This is a genomic window from Limnohabitans parvus II-B4 (assembly GCF_003063455.1).
Classification (GTDB): domain Bacteria; phylum Pseudomonadota; class Gammaproteobacteria; order Burkholderiales; family Burkholderiaceae_C; genus Limnohabitans_A; species Limnohabitans_A parvus.
The window spans coordinates 369,405-389,594 of sequence record NZ_NESN01000001.1 but is presented as its reverse complement, the minus strand read 5'-3'; the positions used below and the strand labels follow the sequence as shown (position 1 = coordinate 389,594).

Genomic DNA, 20,190 nt, shown 5'->3' with positions numbered 1-20,190 from the left:
ATGTCTGACATCGAAAGGTCTTTGCTGCCCCATTTTCTTTCAGCTTCTTTTCGCCGATTGGCCTGGTCCAACTTGTTGGCGCAGTCGGCCGAACAATTGAGCCTGGCTGCGGTGCCCATCGTGGCGGTGCTGCTGCTGCAGGCCGGGCCGGGTGAGATCGGTTTGCTGGCCTCGATTCAGTCCTTGCCATTTTTGTTGTTGGCCATGCCTTTGGGCTTGTTGGCCGATCGCACGTCTCGCACCCGCTTGATGGCTTTGGCCGAGTCGCTGCGGGCGGTGGCTTTGCTGCTGTTGCTGGCCTTGCTGGTCACTGGGCATGTGTCGATTGCGGCTTTGGCCATTATTGGCTTTGTGGCGGCGGTGGGCACGGTGGCTTTCAGTGTGGCGGCACCTTCTTTGGTGCCGGCGCTCGTGCAGGTGGAGGGTTTGGCGCAGGCCAATGGCCGTCTGGAGCTGGCGCGCAGCGCCGCGTTTGCGGCAGGCCCAGCGTTGGCCGGAGCCCTGATCGCCTGGACAGGCGCATCGGCAGCCTTTGTGCTGTCGGGCATGTTGTCGGTGTCGGCCGTCTTGTGTTTGCGCGGCATCAGTGAGCCTGCTCGGGCGCCCATGCCCGAACGGCATCCTCTGCTGGAGCTGCAGGATGGCGCCAAGTGGGTCTGGCAGAGCGACTTGCTGCGTCCCATTGTGTTTTGCTCCATCGCCTGGAACATTTCATGGTTCATGCTGCAAGCGGCTTATGTGCCCTATGCGATTCACGACTTGGGGCTGGATGCGGGTGGTGTGGGCGTGACGCTGGCTTGCTATGGCGTGGGCATGATCGTGGGGGCGCTGCTCGCGCCGCGTGTGGTGCGTGCGCTGCCTTTCGGTCAAGCCATTTTGCTGGGGCCATATTTTTCGGTGCTGGCGGCAGTCACCATGGCCATGACCTTGTTTTGGCCGCAGGGTTGGTTGGCGGCCTTGTCGTACTTCTTTTTTGGCGCAGGCCCGATCATTTGGACCATCACCTCGACCACGTTGCGCCAGATGGTGACGCCTCGCGCCATGATCGGACGGGTCACATCAATCAACATCGTGGTCAGCACGGGCGCACGCCCTTTAGGAGCGGCGCTGGGCGGTGTGCTGGGCGTGAGCTTTCCGGTGTCGGTCAGCCTGTGGTGCGTGGTGCTTGGCTTTGGGCTGCAGGCCATCATCATCAGCGCGTCCAAGGTCAGGACGCTCAAGCGCCTGCCCGAGCCCTTGCCAGATTGACGGACTGGCTGATTAACAGCTTTCAGCGCGGCAGCGTCATCAGCGGGATGTCTTTGGCCTCGGCCAGTTTGTCGAGCTGAGCGCGTGTCTGGCCGGCCAGGAAAGCCTCGATGGCTTTGCGCGTGGCAGGCTTGAACAAGTCTTTCACTGGGTGCGCCAGTTGGACGCCAGCGGCTTCGCACAGGCTCAGGGCGAAGTGTGGCTCCAGTGCGGCCACGGCCACGCGACCGTTCTTACAGGCATACATGCGGTAGCCCGCGTGCGCACCGCCCACTGCACCGTCGGGGGTGGTCATGCGCAGCTGGCGGGGCAGGGCGAGCCAGGTGGCGGCGTCTGACAAGGCCACTTCGTGGCGCGAGCCATTGCCGGTGGTCTTGAGTGAGATCAGCGCTTTGAGTGTGGCTTCGCTGGCCATGAGTGCGCCGCCCATGTCGGCAAACAAACTGGGGGGCAAGTCCATGCCGTTGACCAAACCGGCTTCGGCCTGGTAAGTCAAATCGTGCCCGGGAATCTCGGCCAGTGGACCGGGGGCACCCACCACTTCGATCAGGCTGAGCGAGGGGTATTGCTTGTGCAGGGTCTTCCAGCTCAGGCCGAGTTTGGTCAGTGCCGAGGGGCGGAAAGAGGTCAGCAGCACGTCGGTGGCGGGCAGCAGTTTGTGCAATGCGGCTTGGCCTGCTTGTGTCTTGAGGTCCAGTGTTTTGTGCTTGACGCCTTTGTGCAGCAAGTCGTAGCCACTGGGCGTGTAGTGCTGCATGGGGTCTCCCGCGGGCGGATTGACCTTGGTGCAGCTGGCGCCCATTTGCGCCAAGCGCATGAGGGCTGCAGGGCCGGGCAGGTTGAGGGCAAGGCTGACGACGCGAACGCCGCGAAGGGGTTTGGCGGGTGTGGACATGATGGATGTTCTGAAAGCAGGTGCGCCATTATGAAGACGGCCGCATGAGCGGCCGTGTCATGTGCGTGCCAATGCAGATCAATCTCCAAAGTCCAGCGGCAGGCCCACGTAGTTCTCGGCGATGGTTTTGGAGCCCGACTCGCTGTGGATCAGGTAGTCCAGTTCGGCATCCTGGAACTTCTGGCCGATGTCGCCGTTTTCAGGGAAGTGGTGCATCAGGCTGGTGAACCACCAGGAAAAGCGCTCAGCGCGCCAGATGCGGCGCAGGCAGCGCTCGGAATAGCTGTCGATGCCCGCTTCGGAGTTGTCCTGGTAATACTCAATGATGGCGGTGGACAGGTATTTCACATCGGTGGCCGCGAGGTTCAGCCCCTTGGCCCCTGTGGGCGGCACAATGTGGGCGGCGTCGCCCGCGAGGAACATGCGGCCAAAGCGCATGGGCTCGGTCACAAAGCTGCGCAGCGGGGCGATGCTTTTTTCGATGCTGGGGCCAGTCACCAAATGTTGGCGCGCTTCGGGGTCCAAGCGCTTGCGCAGCTCTTCCCAGAAGGCATCGTCGCTCCAGTCGTCGACTTTGTCGGTCAGCGGCACTTGCAGGTAGTAGCGGCTGCGGGTGGCGCTGCGCTGCGAGCACAGGGCAAAACCGCGCGTGCTGTTGGCGTAAATGAGTTCTTCGTGCACGGGCGGCGTGTCGGACAGCACGCCCAGCCAGCCAAAGGGGTAGACCTTTTCGTATTCGCGGATCTTGTCTTTGGGGGCGCTGGCGCGGCACACGCCGTGAAAGCCGTCGCAGCCCGCGATGAAGTCGCATTCAATGGTGTGGGTCTGTCCGTCTTTTTCGTAGGTGACGCGAGGCTTGGCCGAATCGAATTCGTGCACCTGCACGTTGCCCGCTTCGTAAATGGTGGGCAAGCCTGCCGCCTGGCGGGCGTCCATCAGGTCGCGGGTGACTTCGGTCTGGCCGTAGACCATGACATTTTTGCCGCCCGTGAGCTGGTTCATGTTGATGCGGTGGCGCTCGCCCTTGAACAGCAGATCGAAGCCGCCATGTACGAGGCCTTCTTTGTGCATGCGCTGGCCTACCCCTGCTTCATCGAGCAGGTCCATGGTGACTTGCTCCAGTACGCCAGCGCGGATGCGGCTCAGGACGTAATCGCCCGTTTGGCGCTCAACGATGATGGCGTCAATGCCTGCTTTGTGGAGCAGCTGCCCCAGCAGCAGTCCCGAGGGGCCTGCGCCAATGATGGCAACTTGGGTGCGGGTGGCTTTGGTCATGTGGTGTCTCCGTCAAGGGTCTCAAAAGAATGAGCGCAAGCTTAGGCAATAAGCGCGATCTTGGCCGCAAGGGTTGTGGATGTTTGTGCGAATATCGAGTAATCTGTGCGATGATCGCGCAATTGATGCTCATCAAGAAAGCAACGAATGCCCATCGCCAAAGCGGACTACATCGAAGGCTTGGCCAAAGGCCTGGCCGTGCTCGAAGCCTTTGACACCGAACGCCAACGCCTGAACGCTACGCTGGCCGCCCAGCGCACGGGCATCACCCGCGCTGCGGCCCGGCGGCATTTGCTCACCCTTGCCGAGCTGGGTTATCTGGAAACCGATGGCAGCCACTATTGGTTGTCGGCCCGGGTGCTGCGCTTTGCGGGCAGCTACATGGCCACCTCGCGCTTGCCGCGCACGCTGCAGCCCACGCTCAACCGCTTGGCACAGCAAACACAAGCGGCTTTCAGCGCGGTGGTGCTCGATGGCGATGAGGGCGTGATCGTGGCGCGCAGTGCTGGGCTGTCCGAGCCTGTCCGGCACCTGGCCTATGGCCTCCACCTGGGCGCACGCTTGCCTGTGCACGCCACGTCCACCGGGCGCATGCTGCTGGCCAGCTGGCCCAAGGCCGAGTTCAACGCTTGGCTCAAGGGCCGTGAGCTGGCGCGCATCACACCGCAAACCGAAGTGGGTTTAGCCCGATTCAAGGTTTTGATCGACAAGGTGAGGCAAGACGATCACTGCCTGGCCTGTGATGCGCACGAATTGGGCATTCATGCGTTGGCCGTGCCGCTGCGCAACATGCAGGGCCAAACCTTGGCGGCGCTCAATGTGGTGGGCACGGCCGATCAGTTGAGCGATGCGGCGGTGGAGCGCAAATGGTTGCCTTTGCTGCTGGAGGCTGCGAGGGAGTTGCGGCCTTTGTTGTAGTGCTTCAGTTTGGGCGTCGCACGGGGGTGCCGTGTCGTTGCCGAGCATCGATCAAGGCGGCAAAGGCTGCGGCGCTGGTTTTGGCCGGGGTGTAGCCAAATCGTGTTTTGAGTGCGGTGTTCAGCAGAACCGGGCGGTAGCGCAAAAAGTCGAGTTGCTCGGGGCCATAGCGACTCACCCCCAATCGGCTGCCGAGCCACAAGGCCGATTTGAGCAGCCAGGCGGGTAACACGAGAGGCGGTTTGTTCAGCTTTTGGGCAATGTCGAAAATCGTGAGCGCGCCGTCACCGGCCAGGTTGAAGCAGCCGCTTTGAGCCTGGCCGCTCAATGCGTGCAAGATGGCCCCGGTGACATCTTCGTCCCAGATGAATACAAAGGGGCTGTCGGAACCCTGGATGGCCAACAGGCGGGGCTTTTCAAACAATGCGGTGATCTGGTTGTCCACCCGGTCACCCAGGATGGTGCCGATGCGCAGCACGGTTTGCGCCAGTTGCGGATGGCTTTGGCGGTATTGGGCCAGCATTTCCTCTACCAAGCGCTTGTGTTGCGAATAAGCAAAACTGTCGTTGCCGCGCAAAGGCATGTCTTCGGTGAGCCAAGGCGCGTTGTCGGCGTGGTAACCATAGGCCGCGCCGCTGGATGACACCACGATGTGGCGCACGCCGTGTTGCACGCATGCCTGCAACACATTGTGCGTGCCACCGACATCGACCGAATATTCAAACGCGCGGTTCGAGTCTTTGCCGGGGGTGACGATGGAAGCCAGATGGACCACGGTGTCGATGTGGTGCGCTGCGATGGTGTTGGCCAGAGCTGGGTCGCGCACGTCTTGCCTCACCCAGGTGATGCCGGGCAGCTGCTGTGCCGCAGGCAGTTCGCGCACATCCACGGCGATCACGGCTTCGCAAAGTCGGCCTTGGGCCAAGGCCCCGATCAGTCCTTGCCCCAGAAAACCTGCGGCACCGGTGACCAGCACCCTGCTCGCTTGGGGGGATGGCGCACTCATGGGGCGTTTTCAGCCGCTGGGCCGCCGCTGCGCAAAGGCTTGCGGGCCCAAAAACCGGCCAGAATCAGGCCCGCGATGATGTCCCAAAAGCCCCAGACCCCGGCCACCACGGCCATGCCGCCCAGCCCATTGAAGAAGCTGAAGATCAGCACCAGCCCCAGGCCTGCATTGCGGATGCCCACTTCGATGGACAGCGCGCGGCAGTCGTAGTCGGACAGGCGGGCCGCCCGAGCCACGGCGTAACCGGTGCCAAAAGCCAGGGCATCGTGCAACACCACCGCCAGCAGCACCAGTCCGACGTAGTCCATGAAATACCGCCAGTTGCCCGCAATCGCGCCGACGATGAAACCGATCAAGGCCAAAAAGCTGATGATGCGCAGCGGCTTTTTGAAGCGCGCGGTGAAGGCCGGAAAGCGCTGCACGCAGATAAGACCCAGTGCGAAGGGGAGGCCGATGATGAGCAGGATGTGGCCGAACATTTGCAGTGGATCGAGCGCGATGCTGGTCAGCAGGCCCGAAGCCGTGGGGTGGATGCTGCCCCAGAACGCGAAGTTGAGCGGCATGGCGAACACCGAAATGGCATTCGACACGGCGGTCATCGACACGCTGAGTGCGACGTTGCCGTTGGCCCGGTGGGTCAGGATGTTGCTCACGTTGCCCGGCGGGCAGCAGGCCACCAAAATCATGCCCAAGGCAATGCTGGGCGCTGGTTGAAGCACCAGCGTGAGGCCAAAGGTGATGGCAGGCAGCAACAAGAACTGGGCCGCGATGCCGACCGCAAAGGCCATGGGCATGCGCAGCAGGCGGCGAAAGTCGTCCAGCCGCGTGTCCAGCGCGATGCCGAACATCAAAAAGCCCAGCACGGCATTGAGCACGGCCAGCGAGGCGGGGTTGAAATTCAGTCGGATTTCGTCAATAGGCAGCATGGGGGCTTTCGTGATGGAATGAAGCTCAGGCCAGTTCGGCGGCGGTCTGGCGCATGGTGTCGCGGTACACGTCTTTGTTGACGTAGCAGGCCATGCGCTCGACTTTCAGATAACGGTAGCCGCCTGACATATCGGGGGAGGGGCCTTGGCGTGCCTTTGAAAATACCAGTGCTTGGGCCTTAGATTGGTCCAGGCCTTTGAAGTAACGCGCCATGACTTCGGCCTGCTCGGCCCGCCCTTCCCAGCCCAGACCTGCAGCCTCAACCATGCCCAGCACGGCCAGTCGCTCAAAACGCGGTGCAAAAATATTCAGGTACAGCTGTGGAGCCATGCCTTGCCAGTTGAGCAAGGCGTCATCAATGAAGGGGTAATGCAGTTTGTAGCCGGTGGCCGCCATGACCAGGTCATAGTCGGCCTGGCTGCCATCCTTGAAGTGCACGGTGTGGCCATCGAGCCGTGCTACGTCGGGTTGTACCTTCACGTCGCCGTGGCCGATGTGGTGCAAGATGAGCGAGTTCACGATGGGGTGTGACTCGTACATTTTGTAATCGGGTTTTGGGAAACCAAAGCGCACGGGATCGCCCGTGAACCACTTGAGCAGTGTGGTGTCGACTTTTTGCTTGAGCCATCGTGGCAATTTGGTTTTTCCGCCCACGGTGTCGGCGGGGACGCCGAACACGTATTTCGGGACAAAGTAATAGCCCCTGCGAACTGAAATGTCCACGCTTTTGGCGTGGTGCACGGCATCGACGGCGATGTCGCAGCCCGAGTTGCCCGCGCCCACGATCAGCACACGCTGGCCTTTGAATTGCTCGGCTTTTTTGTAGGCTGAGGTGTGCATGAGTTGCCCGTAGAACTGCCCAGGCCACTGCGGCATGTTGGGCTCCGCCAAGATGCCGTTGGCAATGACCACGCCCTTGTATTCGTAGGTTTCAGCCTGACCCTGACCCGCATCAAGGGTCACGCGCCAGAGTGTGTCGGGTGCGTCGCTCACGGGCTCGACCCGGATGACTCGCACGCCAAAACGGTAGTGGCGTTTGAGGTCAAAGTGTTCAGCATAGGCTTTGAAGTAGTCCAGCAGCTCCCGGTGGCTGGGGTAGTCTGCCGTGCCCTCTGGCATAGGAAATTCCTTGAACTCGGTGGTGCGCTTGCTGGAGATCAGGTGGGCCGACTCGTACACCGTGGAGCGGGGGTTGCCAATGTTCCACAGGCCTCCTACATCGGTGTAGGCTTCAAAGCCTTGAAAAGCGATGCCGTGTTGGCTCAGTGCACGTGCGCCTGCCAAACCGGAGGGGCCAGCGCCAATCAAGGCAATTTGTCGTTGTGTTGTGGTGCTCATGAAGATGCAGGAGGGGAGTTGTCGGTGAGTCCGGGGATCGGCGTGGCCCCGGCTTGGTGGGCGCGGGGTTTTCGGGGTTGGCCCAGCAAGATGCTGTCGTGCCAGCGGTCGGGCAGCAAAGACAAGGCGCGCGCGAGCCAGCCGATGCGTCGAGGCAGCACGATGTGTTCGCGTTTTTGTGCCACGCCGAGCAACAAGCTGTGAGCGGCTTCGTCGGCCTCCAGCAGCCCCGGCATGGCAAAGGTGTTGCCGGCGGTGAGGGCTGTGCGCAAATAACCGGGGCTGATGGTGTGAACGCTGAGGTGGCTGGGACGCAGCTCCGCGCGCAGGCTTTGCAAATAGGCGATCAGTCCGGCTTTGCTGGCGCAATAAGCACCGTTGCCCGGCATACCGCGCCAGCCGGCCACACTGGCCACGCCGACCAGTGCCCCCGGTCTTTGGCTGTCCAGCATCGGTTTCAAAAAAGGCTGGAAAGTGGTGGCTACCCCCAGCAGGTTGATCTCGAGCATGCGGCGCATGACGGCCAGGTCCGCGGGGTCTGAAGTTTCAAATCCGCCAGCCACACCCGCATTGGCAATGACCAGATCGGGCACGCCATGAACGGCAAGCCAGTCGCTCGCCATGGTTTGCATGGCAGCAGCATGGGATACGTCAGGCGTGTAGATACGGCTTCGTTCCGGGGCCAAATCGGCCAGTGCTTGCAGGGCAGGCCGGTTCAAACCCACCAGGGCCACGTGGGCCCCCGATGCCATCAAGTGCCGGGCCAAGGCCTGGCCCAGACCACCGCAAGCCCCTGTGATCACTGCATTGCGAAACATGCACCCTCTGAATCTGAAAACAAGGGTCCATTCTGGCACCGAGCAGACCGTTTGTGGGGTGGTGAAGACCCTTGCTGGTGCGTGTATCAGAGCTGCTGCAGAGTCGTTTCGCTGCGCTGTCAGACCCCCAGGTGCTGCTCCATCACACTGGGGTCTGAATGCAGCGTTTGCGATGTGCCTTCGAAAACCACTTGCCCTTTGACCAGAATCACATTGCGATCGGTGATTTGGGTGACATGTTTCCAGTTTTTGTCCACGATGATCGCGCTGATACCGCTGTCTTTGATCAGGCTGCAGATGCGCCAGATTTCGCGCGCAATCAGTGGCGCCAGACCCTCGGTGGCTTCGTCCAGAATCAGCACATCGGGGTTGGTCATCAGCGCCCGGCCGATGGTGAGCATCTGCTGCTCGCCACCTGACAGCTGCTGACCGCCGTGGTTCAAGCGCTCCGTCAGGCGCGGGAAGGTTTCCAGCACGCGTTCGTAAGTCCAGTCACGTTGGCCGCGTGTGCCTGCGCGTGCCGCCATCTTGAGGTTTTCAACCACGCTCAGGTTGCCAAAAATGCCACGACCTTCGGGCACGTAGGCGATGCCCAGCTGTGCCACCTCAAAGGTGGGGCGGCCGTTCATGGTCTGACCTTTGATCTGCACGGTGCCGCTTTGGGGCGGCACGATGCCCATGATGGACTTGAGCAAGGTGCTTTTGCCCATGCCGTTGCGGCCCATGAGGCCAATGGTTTCGCCATGGGCCACGGCAAAGTCGATGCCGCGCAGGATGTGGCTGGCGCCGTAGTAGGTGTTCAAGCCTTGGGCGTTGATCAACAGTTCGCTCATTTCAATGTTCCTCACCCAGGTAGGCGGCTTGCACGGCACTGTCGGCGCGCACGATCTGGGGTGTGTCGCTGGCAATGACCTGCCCGTTGACCATCACCGTCAAATGGTCAGCCAGTGTGAAGATCGCGTCAATGTCGTGCTCCACCAGCATCATGGCGTGGTCTTTTTTCAGGCGCAGCAAGAGCTGGACCATGCTTTCGGCTTCCGCCACGCCCATGCCCGCCAGCGGTTCATCGAGCAGCAGCACCACCGGCTCGGTGGCCAGTGTCATGGCGATCTCCAGTTGCCGTTGCTCGCCATGGCTGGCCGCGCCGGCTATGGTTTTGCGGCGGTCTTGCAGACCGGCTAGCTCCATAGCGCGTTCGGCCCGGGCGTTGACTTCGGCCATGTTGTCGGCCCGGCCCAGCCAGCCCAGTGGGTTGAAAGGCGAGGGCTGCACCCGCGACTGCGCGGCCAGGCGCACGTTGTCCCACACACTGAAAGTGCGGAAGATGTTGGTTTTTTGGTAGCTGCGGCCTAGGCGGTTGCGAGAAATTTTCTCGGGTGTCCAACCGGTGATATCGCGTCCATTCAAGGTGATTTGGCCAGAGGTCGGCGGCAGGTCGCCCGACAGCAGGTTGGTCAGCGTGGATTTGCCGGCACCGTTGGGGCCGATCACGGCATGGATGCGTCCATGCCACAAATCCACGTTGACTTCGTTGACCGCAGCCAAGCCTCCGAAGCGCTTGGTCAGTTGGCGTGCTGACAGCAGAGCTTGTGCTTCACTCATGGCCATTCTCCTTGCCAGGAAAGGCACGATGGATCAGGCCCAAAATGCCTTTGGGGGCAAACACGATCAGGGCCACGATGAACAGGCCCATCCACATTTGCCAGTGTTTGCCGGTCTTGAACTCGCCCATATCAGGCAAGTCCTTGAAGATGTGCAGCAAATACTCAAAGCTGAACGCGCCCACGATGGCCCCTGCAAAGTTGCCCATGCCGCCCAAAATCACCATCATGATGGCGTGGGCGCTCATGTGAAAGCCCATGAGTTCAGGGTTCACAAAGCCGCTTTGTGCGGCCCACAGGTAACCGGCCAGACCGGCCAGTGCGCCAGCCAATGTGAAGGCAGCCAGTTTGTGGCTGAAGGTGCCAAAGCCCAAAGCGCGCATGCGGTGTTCGTTCACGCGGATGCCCGCCAGCGCTCGGCCAAAGGGGCTCCACAGCAAACGGCGCAAGAAGGCATAGACGCCCACCAAGCAAGCCAGGGTGAAGAAATAAAACACCTGCTTGTTTTCCAGGTCAAGCAGCACGGCATCGGGCTTGAAGTTCAAAAAGATGCCGTCCGAACCGCCCAAGGCCTTGTTGTCAAAGAAGGCAAAGAACACCATTTGCGCAAAGGCCATGGTGACCATGATGAAGTAGATGCCGTGCGTGCGCACCACCAAAAAACCGATGATGAGCGCGGCCAGTGCCGAGGCGCCGACGGCCAGCGGCAAGCTGGTGTACAGGCTCACGGGCGTGTCTTGTGGGGTGAGGAAGGCCAGCGCATAACCAGCGATGCCAAAGTAGGCCGCATGGCCCAGCGAGACGAGGCCGGTGACGCCTTGCAGCAAATCGAGGCTCATGGCAAAGATCGCCAGGATCATCATGCGATTGACCATGTCGATGTAAAAGTTGCTGCCGACAAAAGGAAAGGCCAGCAGGGCACACAGACCCAGCAGCAGCACAAATTGCACGCTGCGCGGGAGATTTTCAAGGTGGGTTTGGGGGGCACTCATCGGGTTCTTTCCATCATTGTTTGAAAAGGCCTTCGGGCTTGTACAACAGCACAGCGGCCATGAGCACATACACCAACATGCCGGCCACCTGCGGCAGCAGAACTTTGCCAAAGGTGTCGACCAGCCCCACCAGCAGCGCGGCAATGAGGGCCCCGCGTACCGAGCCGATACCGCCAATGACCACCACCACAAAGCACATGATCAGCACCTGCCCGCCCATGTTGGGGTAGACGCTGGAGATGGGCGCAGCAATCATGCCTGCAATGGACGCCAGGCCCACGCCCAGGGCAAACACCACCGCGTGGATCAGGCTGATGTTCACACCCAAGGCTTCGGTCATCTCATGGTTGAAAGCACCTGCGCGAATCTTCATGCCCAGGCGGGTTTTAGAGATCAGCAAATACAGGCCCAGTGCCAACACCAGGCACACACCCGACATGAACAGGCGGTAGACCGGGTAAGACAGTGTGTCGGTCAACGCGATCGAAGCCGACAAAGCCTCGGGGATCTGGACGCCATGCACATCGTCGCCCCAGAGCATCGAGCGCAGCTCTTCAAAAACGTAGATCAGGCCGAAGGTGAGCAGCACTTGGTCGAGGTGGTCACGGTGGTAAAAATGCTTGAACAACAGTTTTTCGAGCAGCAGACCAAAGGCCACCGACAGCGCCGTGCCCACGAGGATGGCCAAGGTGAAGCTGCCGAGCATGCCCGCCAGTGACCATGCCAAATAGGCACCCAACATGTAGAAGCTGCCGTGCGCCAAGTTGACCACGCCCATGATGCCGAAGATCAGCGTCAGGCCAGCGGCCAGCATGAACAGCAGCAGCCCGTACTGGACGCTGTTGAGCAGCTGGATCAAGAAATTAACAAAGTCCATCGGGTCCGTGCCAAGAAAGGGAAGAGCCAAGCAAAAGTACTTGTAAAAACGGCGGAACATGTCCGCCGCTGCTTAGTTTAACGGTTGCCCGGGCTTCAGGAACCCAAGTCCAGAAGTACTCTGCCGTGCTCAATTTTGACGGGCCAAGACTTGACCGGTTCAGTGGCCGGGCCGCAGCTGACGCTGCCGTCTCGCAGGTCAAACAGCGCCTGATGGAAGGGGCACTCCACCTGATGCCCTTCGACAAAACCATCGCAGAGTTTGGCGTTGCCATGGCTGCACAGGTTGTTGATGGCGAACACGCCGCCATCTTCGATTTTGAACACGGCAATGTCTTGCCCTTCGGGGGCCACAGCGATGCCTGCGCCTTCAAACAGATCGGCCTCGGCGGCCACGTCAATCCAGTGGTTCATGATCAGATGGGGTAAATGATGGAGTTGGGGATCATCTCGCTGTCGTACACGCACAGGCGCTCAGCGAATTTGAAGCCCTCGGGGGTCTGCACGATGGTGTCGATGTAGCGGCCCACATTGAACACGGTGCTTTCTTTGTCGAGCTTGGTGCGGAACACCGCGTAGTTGGCCTCGGCATGGATGCGACCGTCTGCAACGCGTCGCACGATGGGTGCGCCCACCACATGCCGCTGGTAATAGGGGTCGTGGTAAATGGTTTCGCTGATGCCATACACACGGTCCTTGAGCATGCCCTTGCTGGTCAAGAACAAGGTCGCCAAAGGAAAGCCGCGTTCAAAGTTTTCACGTGGCTGCAGTTTGTAGACGCATTGCTCAGTGAAAAATTCAGGCCACAGGTCCCATTGGCCGCTGTCCACGGCGCTGGCGTAATCGGCATAAAGTTGCTGGATGCCAAACCAAGTTTGCATATCAACCATCATCAATCCTCCATCACTTTTCGCCAGTATTCGTACATGCCCCGGATCAGGGTTTCGGTCACCATGTGGTCGGTTTCGCCCACATCGCGCCCGCCCAGCTCTACCAACATGCGGTGTTCTGGCTTGGTCTCGAAGGCTTGTTGAGAGAACTCGATCACTTCGCCGTCGTCTGCCGACACGAAGCCCGCTGGGCCAAACAGGTTGGCTTGACGCAAGCGGCGCTCGGTCATCTCGGGGTTGTCGTCCTCAAAGCCGAAGTGCGTCCAGACAAAGTCGAATGCGCCATGGCCATCGGGCTGGATGTGGCGGGTGGACACGCTGTTGACCTGTTGCTGGAAGATGACGCTGGGAAACAGCGTCATCATGACCGCTGTGGGCATCTGGTCTCCCAGTTGCCACCAGGGCTCGGGCACGATGTCCAGAAAGCTCGGGTCATTCAGTTCCATGCTGGCTTTGAAGCTGCTGACTTGGGTGACCTGGGCTTTGTCGCCGGTTGCTTGGCCTGCTGTGCCGCGTGTGGAGATCATGGCCGCATGGCGGTGGTGTTCGTCCATGCGCAATTCAGACTTGTTGTCCGCCCGCCAGAGGCCAAAGGTCACAAACCAGGTGTGCAGCAGTCCGGGGTGGTAAGGGTCTTTGATGTTTTCCTGCATCAGCTTCCAGTTGCCTGGAATGCGCTGGCGGTTGTAACCCAGTACCTTGAGCTGGCGACCGTTGAACAGGCGGTCAAAGTATTTGAGGATGGTGGGGCCCATGTAGTCTTCGAGCGACTCCACGTCGTGGTCAAACGAAGCAAACACCACGCCGCTGCGTGTCGCCACTTTGAGTTGCTTGAGGCCATTGTCTTTGGGGTCAAAGTCGGCAGGCATGCCACCGTTGACCTTGCCGTCCTGGCGCACACCGCGCCTGAAGGGCACGCCTTGCAGCTTGCCATCGAGCGCGTAGCTCCACTGGTGGTAAGGGCAAACCAGCTCTTTTTTGTTGCCATGCCGTTCACGGCAAAACGCCATGCCCCGGTGCGCGCAGACGTTTTCAACGACATGGATTTGACCGTCTTGACTGCGGGTCAGGATGACAGAGCGCTCACCGATGACGGTGCGCTTGAAGTCGCCCGGATTGGGGATCTCGGCTTCCAGCCCGACATAGCTCCAGTGGTTCTGATAGAAAAAGCGCTGCAGCTCTTTTTTGTGGCTGTCTTCGTTGGTGTACACGGCAAACGGAATCCGGCTGGTGCCTGCCGTCTCCCAGTGAATCGGGTGTTCCTGCATGAGGTCTCCTTGTCAAAACTTGACGTGCATCATGCGCAGAATTTAATATTAAGTAAATCGTATTTTCAATATAATTAAATTTTGAAAATCAAATAATCATGGACATCACCAAGCTGGATCTGAACTTGTTGGTTGTCTTCCATCACCTGTTGCTTCACCGGCGGGTATCGACCATTGCCCCGCTTTTGGGCATGAGCCAGCCTGCGGTCAGCAGTGCTTTGGGGCGATTGCGGGTGCATTTGGGCGACGAGCTTTTTTTGCGCACCCAGGGCGGCATGACGCCCACGCCCTATGCCTTGCAGCTGGCCGAGCCGGTGGCGTTGGCTTTGGAGAGTTTGCAACAGGCCCTGAATGTCAGGGCTGCCTTTGACCCTTTGAGCAGCACACGCAGCTTCACGCTGGCCATGACCGATGTCGGGGAAATGTATTTTTTACCTGTGCTGGTGGATGCTTTGTCAAAGGCGGCACCCGGGGTGACTGTGCAGGTGGTGAGCGTGACACAGGCCTCGCTCAAGGACGATATGGCCACGGGCCGCATTGATCTGGCCATGGGCTTGTTGCCGCAGTTGCAGGCCGGTTTTTTTCAGCAAGCCTTGTTCAGACAAAAATACATTTGCCTCATGCGCCAGTCTCACCCTTTGGCTGCAGACAAAAAGCTGACCCTGGACAGCTTTACGCAGGCCGAGCATGTGCGCATCGTTGCCGCCGGAACCGGACATGGCCGGGTCGATGTAGCCTTAGAAAATCAGAAATTGCGCAGGCAGATTCGCCTGACGGTGCCGCACTACGTGGCGCTGGGCGATGTGCTCAGCCACTCGGACCTGATCGCCACCGTGCCAGAGCGCTTTGCCGACCGGACCCTGACGCCGTTTGGGCTTGTCAAACGCGATCTGCCGATACCGCTGGCAGAAAGTGCGATCCACCAGTTTTGGCACAGCCGCTTGCACCGTGACCCCGGTCACCAGTGGCTGCGGCAATTGACGTGGGGTCTTTTCGGGGATGGCCAGGTGCCAGACGAAGAAAAACCCATTTGACGGGTGTTCCGCCTTGGTGCGGATCGCTGTCAAATGGGTTAGCGCGTCTCGATTTTTGAAGACAGCAGCAGCCCTGGTGTAACCCAGGGCGCTTGCGGCATCACATGCGGCAGCCAGCGCCGGAGTCGGCCAGGGCCTTGGCGGCGATACCGATCACCTTGTTTTCTTTGTTGGAGACTTCACGCAAGTAGATGTCTTGCACCGGGTTGTGGGCTTTGCTCATGGTCCATTTGCCGCGTGGGCTGTCGATCACGGCCACTTCCATGGCCTTGATCATGGCGGCCTTTTTGCTCACATCGCCTTGCACCGCGTTGGCACCTTGCACCAACAGCAAGCCGGTGTCGTAGCCTTGCACGGCATACACGTCGGGCTGCATCTTGAAGGTCTTGGCGTAGTTCAGACGGAACTCCTTGTTGCGCTTGGTCTCGATGCCGTCGCCGTAGTGCAAAGCGGTGAGCACGCCATCGGCGGCAGGGCCTGCAGCTTCAAGCACGCCTTCTGTCAGGAAGCCAGAGCCGTACAGCGGAATCTTGCCTTTGAGGCCAGCAGCTGCGTAGTCTTTGAGGAATTTAGCTGCGCCGCCGCCTGCAAAGAAGCAGGCCACGGCGTCGGGTTTGAGCGCTGCGATTTCGGTCAACAGCGCCTGGAACTCGACGTTGGGGAAGGGCAGCCCCAGCTCTTTGACAATCGTGCCACCGGCCTTGGTGTAGCTTTCCTTGAAGCCTTCATAGGCCTCGTCGCCTGCGGCGTATTTCCAGGTGATCCAGACGGCTTTTTTGTGGCCGCGCTTGACCATGGCTTCGCCCAGCGCCATGGTGGGCTGGCTGTTGGAAAAACTGGTGCGGAACACGTTGGGCGCGCACTGGGCGCGGGTGGCGATGTGCACACCGGCGTTGGGGATCAGGCTGATCACACCGCTGTCGCGGGCCACTTTGTGGATGCCCATCTGCACGCCCGAGTGCACGGTGCCGATCAGCACATCGACCTTGTCGCGTTGCACCAGTTTGTTAGCGTTTTCGATGGCCTTGGATGGCTCGGACTCGTCGTCCACCTTGAACCATTCGATCTCGCGGCCGCCGAGTTTGCCGCCTTGTTCGTTGATGGCCATGCGCACACCGTTTTCAATGGCCACGCCCAGCTGGGCAAATGTGCCGGTGTAGGGCAGCATGAAGCCGACGCGGATCTTGCCGCTTTGGGCCTGGGCGCTTTGTGGCACCAAGAGTCCTGTGGAAGATGCGCCAAGCAAAGCAGCGCCTTGTGTCAATACGGAACGTCGTGAGGTCATATTTGTCTCCATTGAGGGTGATACGGGTGCCAGTGAAAGCACTCGCTTCATTATGGGACAGTCAGACGGCCATTTTCATAGGGGAAATCATGGGGTTTTTTACATAGACTCAGAATTTTAAAAATACTCCAAATCCAGTGAAAATACATCAGCAATTTTTTGCTGACCACGACCCACCATGGTGTCGAGTTACAGGTTTTGGGCGATATTTGTTTTTCGGCACTGAAGAGGACGTTATTGCGCCAATTGATTTTGAGTGGGTCAGGCAAGGCCCATTGGTCTGCCCGACAGGGATCGAACCTGTGACCCACAGCTTAGAAGGCTGTTGCTCTATCCAACTGAGCTACGGGCAGAAATAGAGATTCGCAAGAAACACAAAAGGCCCATCAGGGCCTTTTTTGTGGGCGTCAAAGACGCTGTTTTTTGGAAATGACCCTGGAGATGAAATTCCGGGGAAATGGTCGGAGCGGCGGGATTCGAACTCGCGACCCTCTGCTCCCAAAGCAGATGCGCTACCAGGCTGCGCTACGCTCCGACAAGTCATATTCTAACCCTCAAATTGGCTGTTCTTGGGGTTGATTGCAAAAAAGTCTGGGGCCGTTCAGCGTTTCTTGTATTGGCTGGCACCAAAGAGGGCTTGTCGTGCTTTGTCGTCCAGCAGAGGCTTGCGCGCATCGGCCAGCACCTGCACCGCTTTTTGCACTGCTTTGCGCTCGCTGATGCGGTCAAACCAAGTCTTGAGGTGAGGGTAGTCGGCCCAGTCGATGCCTTGGTTTTGCCAGCTGCGCAGCCAGGGAAAGATCGCCATGTCGGCGATCGAATAGGTTTTACCTGCGATCCAAGGCTGGCTTTGCAGTTGCTTGTCCATCACGCCATACAGGCGCTTGGCCTCGTTGGTGTAACGGTTGATGCCGTACTCGATCTTTTCAGGCGCATAGATGCGAAAGTGGTGCGCCTGGCCCAGCATGGGGCCCACACCGCTCATCTGGAACATCAGCCACTGCAGCACCTCGTATTTGGCGCGATCGCTCTTAGGCATGAACTTGCCTTCTTTGGCCGCCAGGTAAATCAGCATGGCACCCGACTCGAAGATCGAGATCGGGTTGCCATCCGGCCCGTCCGAATCGACCAAGGCGGGGATTTTGTTGTTGGGGCTGATCTTCAGGAATTCGGACTGAAACTGGTCACCGGTGCCGATATTGACGGCATGCACCCGGTAGGGCAGTTTGCATTCCTCCAGCATGATGTGGATTTTGTGACCATTGGGGGTGGGCCAAGTGTAGAGATCGATCATGGGCTAATCCTTCAAGACAAGAGCTTCGCATCATCGCAAAAAAACGGCCTGCCACACCGGGGTGGAGCAGGCCGTTTTGGATGGGGTTGGTGTGATCAGCTGCCGCGGGTGATGGGCATGTCCACCTCACCTGGCATCGCCAGGTGTTTGGCCAGCTCCAGCTTGGCCAGCGAGTTGCGGTGCACCTCGTCCGGGCCATCAGCAAAGCGCAGGGTGCGCTGGTGGACATAGGCATAGGCCAGCGGGAAGTCTTGCGACAGACCGCCGCCTCCGTGGGCCTGGATGGCCCAGTCGATGATCTGGCAGGCCATGTTAGGGGCCACGATCTTGATCATGGCGATCTCGGCCTTGGCGATCTTGTTGCCCACGGTGTCCATCATGTAAGCGGCCTTGAGCGTGAGCAAGCGCGCTTGCTCGATCATGCAGCGCGACTCGGCAATGCGTTCTTGCCAGACCGTCTGGCGTGCCACTTCACGGCCAAAGGCCACGCGGGTGTTCAGGCGTTTGCACATCAGCTCCAGTGCGCGTTCGGCGCTGCCGATGGTGCGCATGCAGTGGTGGATGCGTCCGGGGCCAAGGCGGCCTTGCGCGATTTCAAAGCCACGGCCTTCGCCCAGCAGCATGTTGTCAACCGGCACACGCACGTTTTTGAGCAGCACTTCCATGTGGCCGTGCGGTGCGTCGTCGTAGCCGAACACCGTCAGGGCGCGGACCACGGTGATGCCGGGCGTGTTGGCGGGTACCAGCACCATGGATTGCTGTTCGTGACGACCGGCATCGGGGTTGGTTTTGCCCATGACGATGTAGATGGCGCAGCGTGGGTCACCGGCACCAGACGACCACCATTTGCGGCCATTGATCACGTACTCATCGCCTTCGCGACGGATTTCACACTCGATGTTTGTGGCATCCGACGAGGCCACATCGGGCTCGGTCATCAGGAAGGCCGAGCGGATTTCACCGCGCAGCAGGGGTTCCAGCCATTCGTCTTTGAGCTCTTCGCTGGCGTAGCGCTCCAGCGTTTCCATGTTGCCCGTATCAGGTGCCGAGCAGTTGAAGACTTCTGCTGCAAACGGCACGCGACCCATGATTTCGCACAGCGGTGCGTATTCGAGGTTTGACAGGCCTTGGGGTGCGCGTGGCGACTTGGGCAGGAACAGGTTCCACAGGCCGGCTTTGCGGGCCAGGGGCTTGAGTTCTTCGACGATCTTGGTCGGAATCCAGGCGTTGCCCTTGGCGCGGTTTTCTGCGATTTCGTCGAAAAATCGCTGCTCGTTCGGGTAGATGTGCTCGTCCATGAAGGCCAGCAAGCGGGCTTGCATCTCTTTGACCTTGGGGGTGTATTCAAAATCCATGGTCTATCTCCTAGGGTTGGGATTCGGTTTGATGAAAAGGTTCAGGCTTGGCAGGCAAAACGCCACGCCAGCTCGGCCATGGGCCTGGCACCCGCACCCGATGCTTTGGCCTGGTCGCTCGATGCGGTGCCGTCTTCGACGCGTTTGGCAATGCCTTGCAAGATGGCCGCGATGCGGAACATGTTGTAAGCGAGGTAAAAGTTCCAGTCTTTGGCCAAGGCCTCTGGGGTGGTGAAACCCGTGCGGTCGCAATAGCGGCGAATGTATTCGGCTTCAGAGGGGATTCCCAAGGCAGCCAGATCCAGCCCCCCAATGCCTCTGAACGTGCCCGGGCTGATGTGCCAGGCCATGCAGTGGTAGCTGAAGTCGGCCAAAGGGTGGCCCAGTGTGGACAGTTCCCAGTCAAGCACGGCCAGCACGCGGGCTTCGGTCGGGTGAAACATCAGGTTGTCCAGGCGGTAGTCACCGTGCACGATGCCCACCAGCGAATCGTCTTGGGCGCTGGCTGGAATGTTTTTCGGCAGCCATTCGATCAGTTGGTCCATCTCGGGGATGGGTAGGGTGATGGAAGCCGCGTACTGCTTGCTCCAGCGGCCGATTTGGCGCTCGATGTAGTTGCCGGGTTTGCCGTAGCTGCTCAGCCCTTGTTTGGCGACATCGACCTTGTGCAATGCTGCCATCACACGGTTCATCTCATCGTAGATGGCACCGCGCTCGGCAGGCGTCATGCCGGGCAAGGACTGGTCCCAGAGCACGCGACCCTGCACGAACTCCATGACATAAAAAGCCCGGCCAATGACCGATTCGTCGTCACACAGCACGTGCATCTCGGCCACCGGCACATCGGTGCCATGCAGGCCTTTCATGACGGCGAACTCCCGTTCAATGGCGTGTGCAGACGGCAGCAGTTTGGCCACCGGACCTGGCTTGGCCCGCATCACGTATTGGCGCGTGGGGGTGATCAGCTTGTATGTCGGGTTGGATTGCCCCCCCTTGAACATTTCCACGCTCAAGGGGCCAGCAAAGCCGGGGAGTCTGGCGCTGAGCCAGTTTTCCAAAGCCAAGACGTCGAAGGCGTGAGAGCCCGTGACGGGCCGGGTCCCCACGAAATGATCAAAAGCACTCATGGGGCACCTGTGTCCGCTGCGGTCAGCGGTGATGGGTTAAAAA

20 protein-coding genes and 2 tRNA genes are annotated in these 20,190 nt (G+C 59.8%); 3 read left to right on the top strand and 19 right to left on the bottom strand.

Features of this window, described 5'->3' with window-relative positions; all coding sequences use genetic code 11:
• Entirely contained in the window at positions 1–1,248 is a 1,248-nt protein-coding gene (locus tag B9Z37_RS01795) for an MFS transporter (protein WP_108311335.1), read from the top strand.
• A gap of 22 nt (positions 1,249–1,270) precedes the next feature.
• Here B9Z37_RS01795 and B9Z37_RS01790 read toward each other — a convergent pair whose 3' ends face one another.
• Positions 1,271–2,143, bottom strand: coding sequence for a CoA transferase (locus tag B9Z37_RS01790; protein WP_108311334.1), 873 nt, complete (start codon positions 2,141–2,143; stop codon positions 1,271–1,273).
• A gap of 78 nt (positions 2,144–2,221) precedes the next feature.
• Positions 2,222–3,418 (bottom strand): 4-hydroxybenzoate 3-monooxygenase, encoded by a 1,197-nt coding sequence (gene pobA, locus B9Z37_RS01785; RefSeq protein WP_108311333.1) that lies wholly within the window; start codon positions 3,416–3,418, stop codon positions 2,222–2,224.
• A 147-nt stretch (positions 3,419–3,565) separates the two neighbouring features.
• Between pobA and B9Z37_RS01780 the strand changes: the two genes are divergently transcribed.
• Complete coding sequence (locus tag B9Z37_RS01780) at positions 3,566–4,336, top strand: IclR family transcriptional regulator domain-containing protein (protein ID WP_108311332.1); 771 nt, start codon at positions 3,566–3,568, stop codon at positions 4,334–4,336.
• A gap of 4 nt (positions 4,337–4,340) precedes the next feature.
• On the opposite strand, the gene B9Z37_RS01775 is transcribed toward B9Z37_RS01780, so the two are convergent.
• The 11 genes from B9Z37_RS01775 to B9Z37_RS01725 form a co-directional block, all read right to left on the bottom strand.
• Positions 4,341–5,342, bottom strand: a complete 1,002-nt coding sequence (locus B9Z37_RS01775) for an SDR family oxidoreductase (RefSeq protein WP_108311331.1) — start codon at positions 5,340–5,342, stop codon at positions 4,341–4,343.
• On the bottom strand, positions 5,339–6,268 hold the full coding sequence (locus B9Z37_RS01770) for a bile acid:sodium symporter family protein (protein ID WP_108311330.1): 930 nt from the start codon (positions 6,266–6,268) through the stop codon (positions 5,339–5,341). Before B9Z37_RS01770 ends, B9Z37_RS01775 begins: the two co-directional genes overlap by 4 nt.
• A gap of 25 nt (positions 6,269–6,293) precedes the next feature.
• Complete coding sequence (locus B9Z37_RS01765; RefSeq protein WP_108311329.1) at positions 6,294–7,607, bottom strand: flavin-containing monooxygenase; 1,314 nt, start codon at positions 7,605–7,607, stop codon at positions 6,294–6,296.
• Positions 7,604–8,425 carry an SDR family oxidoreductase gene (locus B9Z37_RS01760; protein WP_108311328.1) on the bottom strand — a complete coding sequence of 274 codons (822 nt, stop codon included), beginning with the start codon at positions 8,423–8,425 and terminating at the stop codon, positions 7,604–7,606. The genes B9Z37_RS01765 and B9Z37_RS01760 overlap by 4 nt, the downstream gene beginning before the upstream one ends.
• A gap of 119 nt (positions 8,426–8,544) precedes the next feature.
• Positions 8,545–9,258 carry an ABC transporter ATP-binding protein gene (locus B9Z37_RS01755; RefSeq protein WP_108311327.1) on the bottom strand — a complete coding sequence of 238 codons (714 nt, stop codon included), beginning with the start codon at positions 9,256–9,258 and terminating at the stop codon, positions 8,545–8,547.
• A 1-nt stretch (position 9,259) separates the two neighbouring features.
• On the bottom strand, positions 9,260–10,033 hold the full coding sequence (locus B9Z37_RS01750) for an ABC transporter ATP-binding protein (RefSeq protein ID WP_407067211.1): 774 nt from the start codon (positions 10,031–10,033) through the stop codon (positions 9,260–9,262).
• Complete coding sequence (locus B9Z37_RS01745; protein WP_108311325.1) at positions 10,020–11,018, bottom strand: branched-chain amino acid ABC transporter permease; 999 nt, start codon at positions 11,016–11,018, stop codon at positions 10,020–10,022. The genes B9Z37_RS01750 and B9Z37_RS01745 overlap by 14 nt, the downstream gene beginning before the upstream one ends.
• Positions 11,019–11,031: 13 nt before the next feature.
• Positions 11,032–11,895 (bottom strand): branched-chain amino acid ABC transporter permease, encoded by an 864-nt coding sequence (locus B9Z37_RS01740; RefSeq protein ID WP_108311324.1) that lies wholly within the window; start codon positions 11,893–11,895, stop codon positions 11,032–11,034.
• Between the two features lie 95 nt (positions 11,896–11,990).
• Positions 11,991–12,308, bottom strand: a complete 318-nt coding sequence (locus B9Z37_RS01735; RefSeq protein ID WP_108311323.1) for a non-heme iron oxygenase ferredoxin subunit — start codon at positions 12,306–12,308, stop codon at positions 11,991–11,993.
• Between the two features lie 2 nt (positions 12,309–12,310).
• A complete protein-coding gene (locus B9Z37_RS01730) occupies positions 12,311–12,784 on the bottom strand; it encodes an aromatic-ring-hydroxylating dioxygenase subunit beta (protein ID WP_407067210.1) in 474 nt (157 codons plus the stop codon).
• 2 nt (positions 12,785–12,786) lie between these two features.
• Complete coding sequence (locus B9Z37_RS01725) at positions 12,787–14,052, bottom strand: aromatic ring-hydroxylating dioxygenase subunit alpha (protein WP_108311321.1); 1,266 nt, start codon at positions 14,050–14,052, stop codon at positions 12,787–12,789.
• Between the two features lie 98 nt (positions 14,053–14,150).
• Here B9Z37_RS01725 and B9Z37_RS01720 point away from each other — a divergent pair, with 98 nt between their 5' ends.
• Positions 14,151–15,086, top strand: coding sequence for a LysR family transcriptional regulator (locus B9Z37_RS01720; protein WP_108311320.1), 936 nt, complete (start codon positions 14,151–14,153; stop codon positions 15,084–15,086).
• Positions 15,087–15,186: 100 nt separating this feature from the next.
• Here the strand turns inward: B9Z37_RS01720 and B9Z37_RS01715 are convergent, their stop codons facing one another.
• The 6 genes from B9Z37_RS01715 to B9Z37_RS01690 form a co-directional block, all read right to left on the bottom strand.
• Positions 15,187–16,371 (bottom strand): ABC transporter substrate-binding protein, encoded by a 1,185-nt coding sequence (locus tag B9Z37_RS01715; protein WP_108311319.1) that lies wholly within the window; start codon positions 16,369–16,371, stop codon positions 15,187–15,189.
• Between the two features lie 276 nt (positions 16,372–16,647).
• Positions 16,648–16,724: transfer RNA gene (locus B9Z37_RS01710), tRNA-Arg, on the bottom strand.
• A gap of 105 nt (positions 16,725–16,829) precedes the next feature.
• Positions 16,830–16,906: transfer RNA gene (locus tag B9Z37_RS01705), tRNA-Pro, on the bottom strand.
• Positions 16,907–16,972: 66 nt separating this feature from the next.
• A complete protein-coding gene (locus tag B9Z37_RS01700) occupies positions 16,973–17,665 on the bottom strand; it encodes a glutathione binding-like protein (RefSeq protein WP_108311318.1) in 693 nt (230 codons plus the stop codon).
• Between the two features lie 95 nt (positions 17,666–17,760).
• Positions 17,761–19,020, bottom strand: a complete 1,260-nt coding sequence (locus B9Z37_RS01695) for an acyl-CoA dehydrogenase family protein (RefSeq protein ID WP_108311317.1) — start codon at positions 19,018–19,020, stop codon at positions 17,761–17,763.
• 41 nt (positions 19,021–19,061) lie between these two features.
• Entirely contained in the window at positions 19,062–20,147 is a 1,086-nt protein-coding gene (locus tag B9Z37_RS01690; RefSeq protein WP_108311316.1) for a phosphotransferase, read from the bottom strand.
• Positions 20,148–20,190 lie beyond the last annotated feature (43 nt).

Excerpts from the sequence above, each read along its gene's own strand:
- B9Z37_RS01715 (WP_108311319.1), bottom strand. The coding sequence starts at position 16,371 with ATGACCTCACGACGTTCCGTATTGACACAAGGCGCTGCTTTGCTTGGC.
- B9Z37_RS01760 (WP_108311328.1), bottom strand. The coding sequence starts at position 8,425 with ATGTTTCGCAATGCAGTGATCACAGGGGCTTGCGGTGGTCTGGGCCAG.
- B9Z37_RS01695 (WP_108311317.1), bottom strand. The coding sequence starts at position 19,020 with ATGGATTTTGAATACACCCCCAAGGTCAAAGAGATGCAAGCCCGCTTG.
- B9Z37_RS01690 (WP_108311316.1), bottom strand. The coding sequence starts at position 20,147 with ATGAGTGCTTTTGATCATTTCGTGGGGACCCGGCCCGTCACGGGCTCT.
- B9Z37_RS01750 (WP_407067211.1), bottom strand. The coding sequence starts at position 10,033 with ATGGCCATGAGTGAAGCACAAGCTCTGCTGTCAGCACGCCAACTGACC.
- B9Z37_RS01740 (WP_108311324.1), bottom strand. The coding sequence starts at position 11,895 with ATGGACTTTGTTAATTTCTTGATCCAGCTGCTCAACAGCGTCCAGTAC.
- B9Z37_RS01765 (WP_108311329.1), bottom strand. The coding sequence starts at position 7,607 with ATGAGCACCACAACACAACGACAAATTGCCTTGATTGGCGCTGGCCCC.
- B9Z37_RS01775 (WP_108311331.1), bottom strand. The coding sequence starts at position 5,342 with ATGAGTGCGCCATCCCCCCAAGCGAGCAGGGTGCTGGTCACCGGTGCC.
- B9Z37_RS01725 (WP_108311321.1), bottom strand. The coding sequence starts at position 14,052 with ATGCAGGAACACCCGATTCACTGGGAGACGGCAGGCACCAGCCGGATT.
- B9Z37_RS01720 (WP_108311320.1), top strand. The coding sequence starts at position 14,151 with ATGGACATCACCAAGCTGGATCTGAACTTGTTGGTTGTCTTCCATCAC.
- B9Z37_RS01795 (WP_108311335.1), top strand. The coding sequence starts at position 1 with ATGTCTGACATCGAAAGGTCTTTGCTGCCCCATTTTCTTTCAGCTTCT.
- B9Z37_RS01735 (WP_108311323.1), bottom strand. The coding sequence starts at position 12,308 with ATGAACCACTGGATTGACGTGGCCGCCGAGGCCGATCTGTTTGAAGGC.
- B9Z37_RS01790 (WP_108311334.1), bottom strand. The coding sequence starts at position 2,143 with ATGTCCACACCCGCCAAACCCCTTCGCGGCGTTCGCGTCGTCAGCCTT.
- B9Z37_RS01730 (WP_407067210.1), bottom strand. The coding sequence starts at position 12,784 with ATGGTTGATATGCAAACTTGGTTTGGCATCCAGCAACTTTATGCCGAT.
- pobA (WP_108311333.1), bottom strand. The coding sequence starts at position 3,418 with ATGACCAAAGCCACCCGCACCCAAGTTGCCATCATTGGCGCAGGCCCC.
- B9Z37_RS01755 (WP_108311327.1), bottom strand. The coding sequence starts at position 9,258 with ATGAGCGAACTGTTGATCAACGCCCAAGGCTTGAACACCTACTACGGC.
- B9Z37_RS01780 (WP_108311332.1), top strand. The coding sequence starts at position 3,566 with ATGCCCATCGCCAAAGCGGACTACATCGAAGGCTTGGCCAAAGGCCTG.
- B9Z37_RS01700 (WP_108311318.1), bottom strand. The coding sequence starts at position 17,665 with ATGATCGATCTCTACACTTGGCCCACCCCCAATGGTCACAAAATCCAC.
- B9Z37_RS01770 (WP_108311330.1), bottom strand. The coding sequence starts at position 6,268 with ATGCTGCCTATTGACGAAATCCGACTGAATTTCAACCCCGCCTCGCTG.
- B9Z37_RS01745 (WP_108311325.1), bottom strand. The coding sequence starts at position 11,018 with ATGAGTGCCCCCCAAACCCACCTTGAAAATCTCCCGCGCAGCGTGCAA.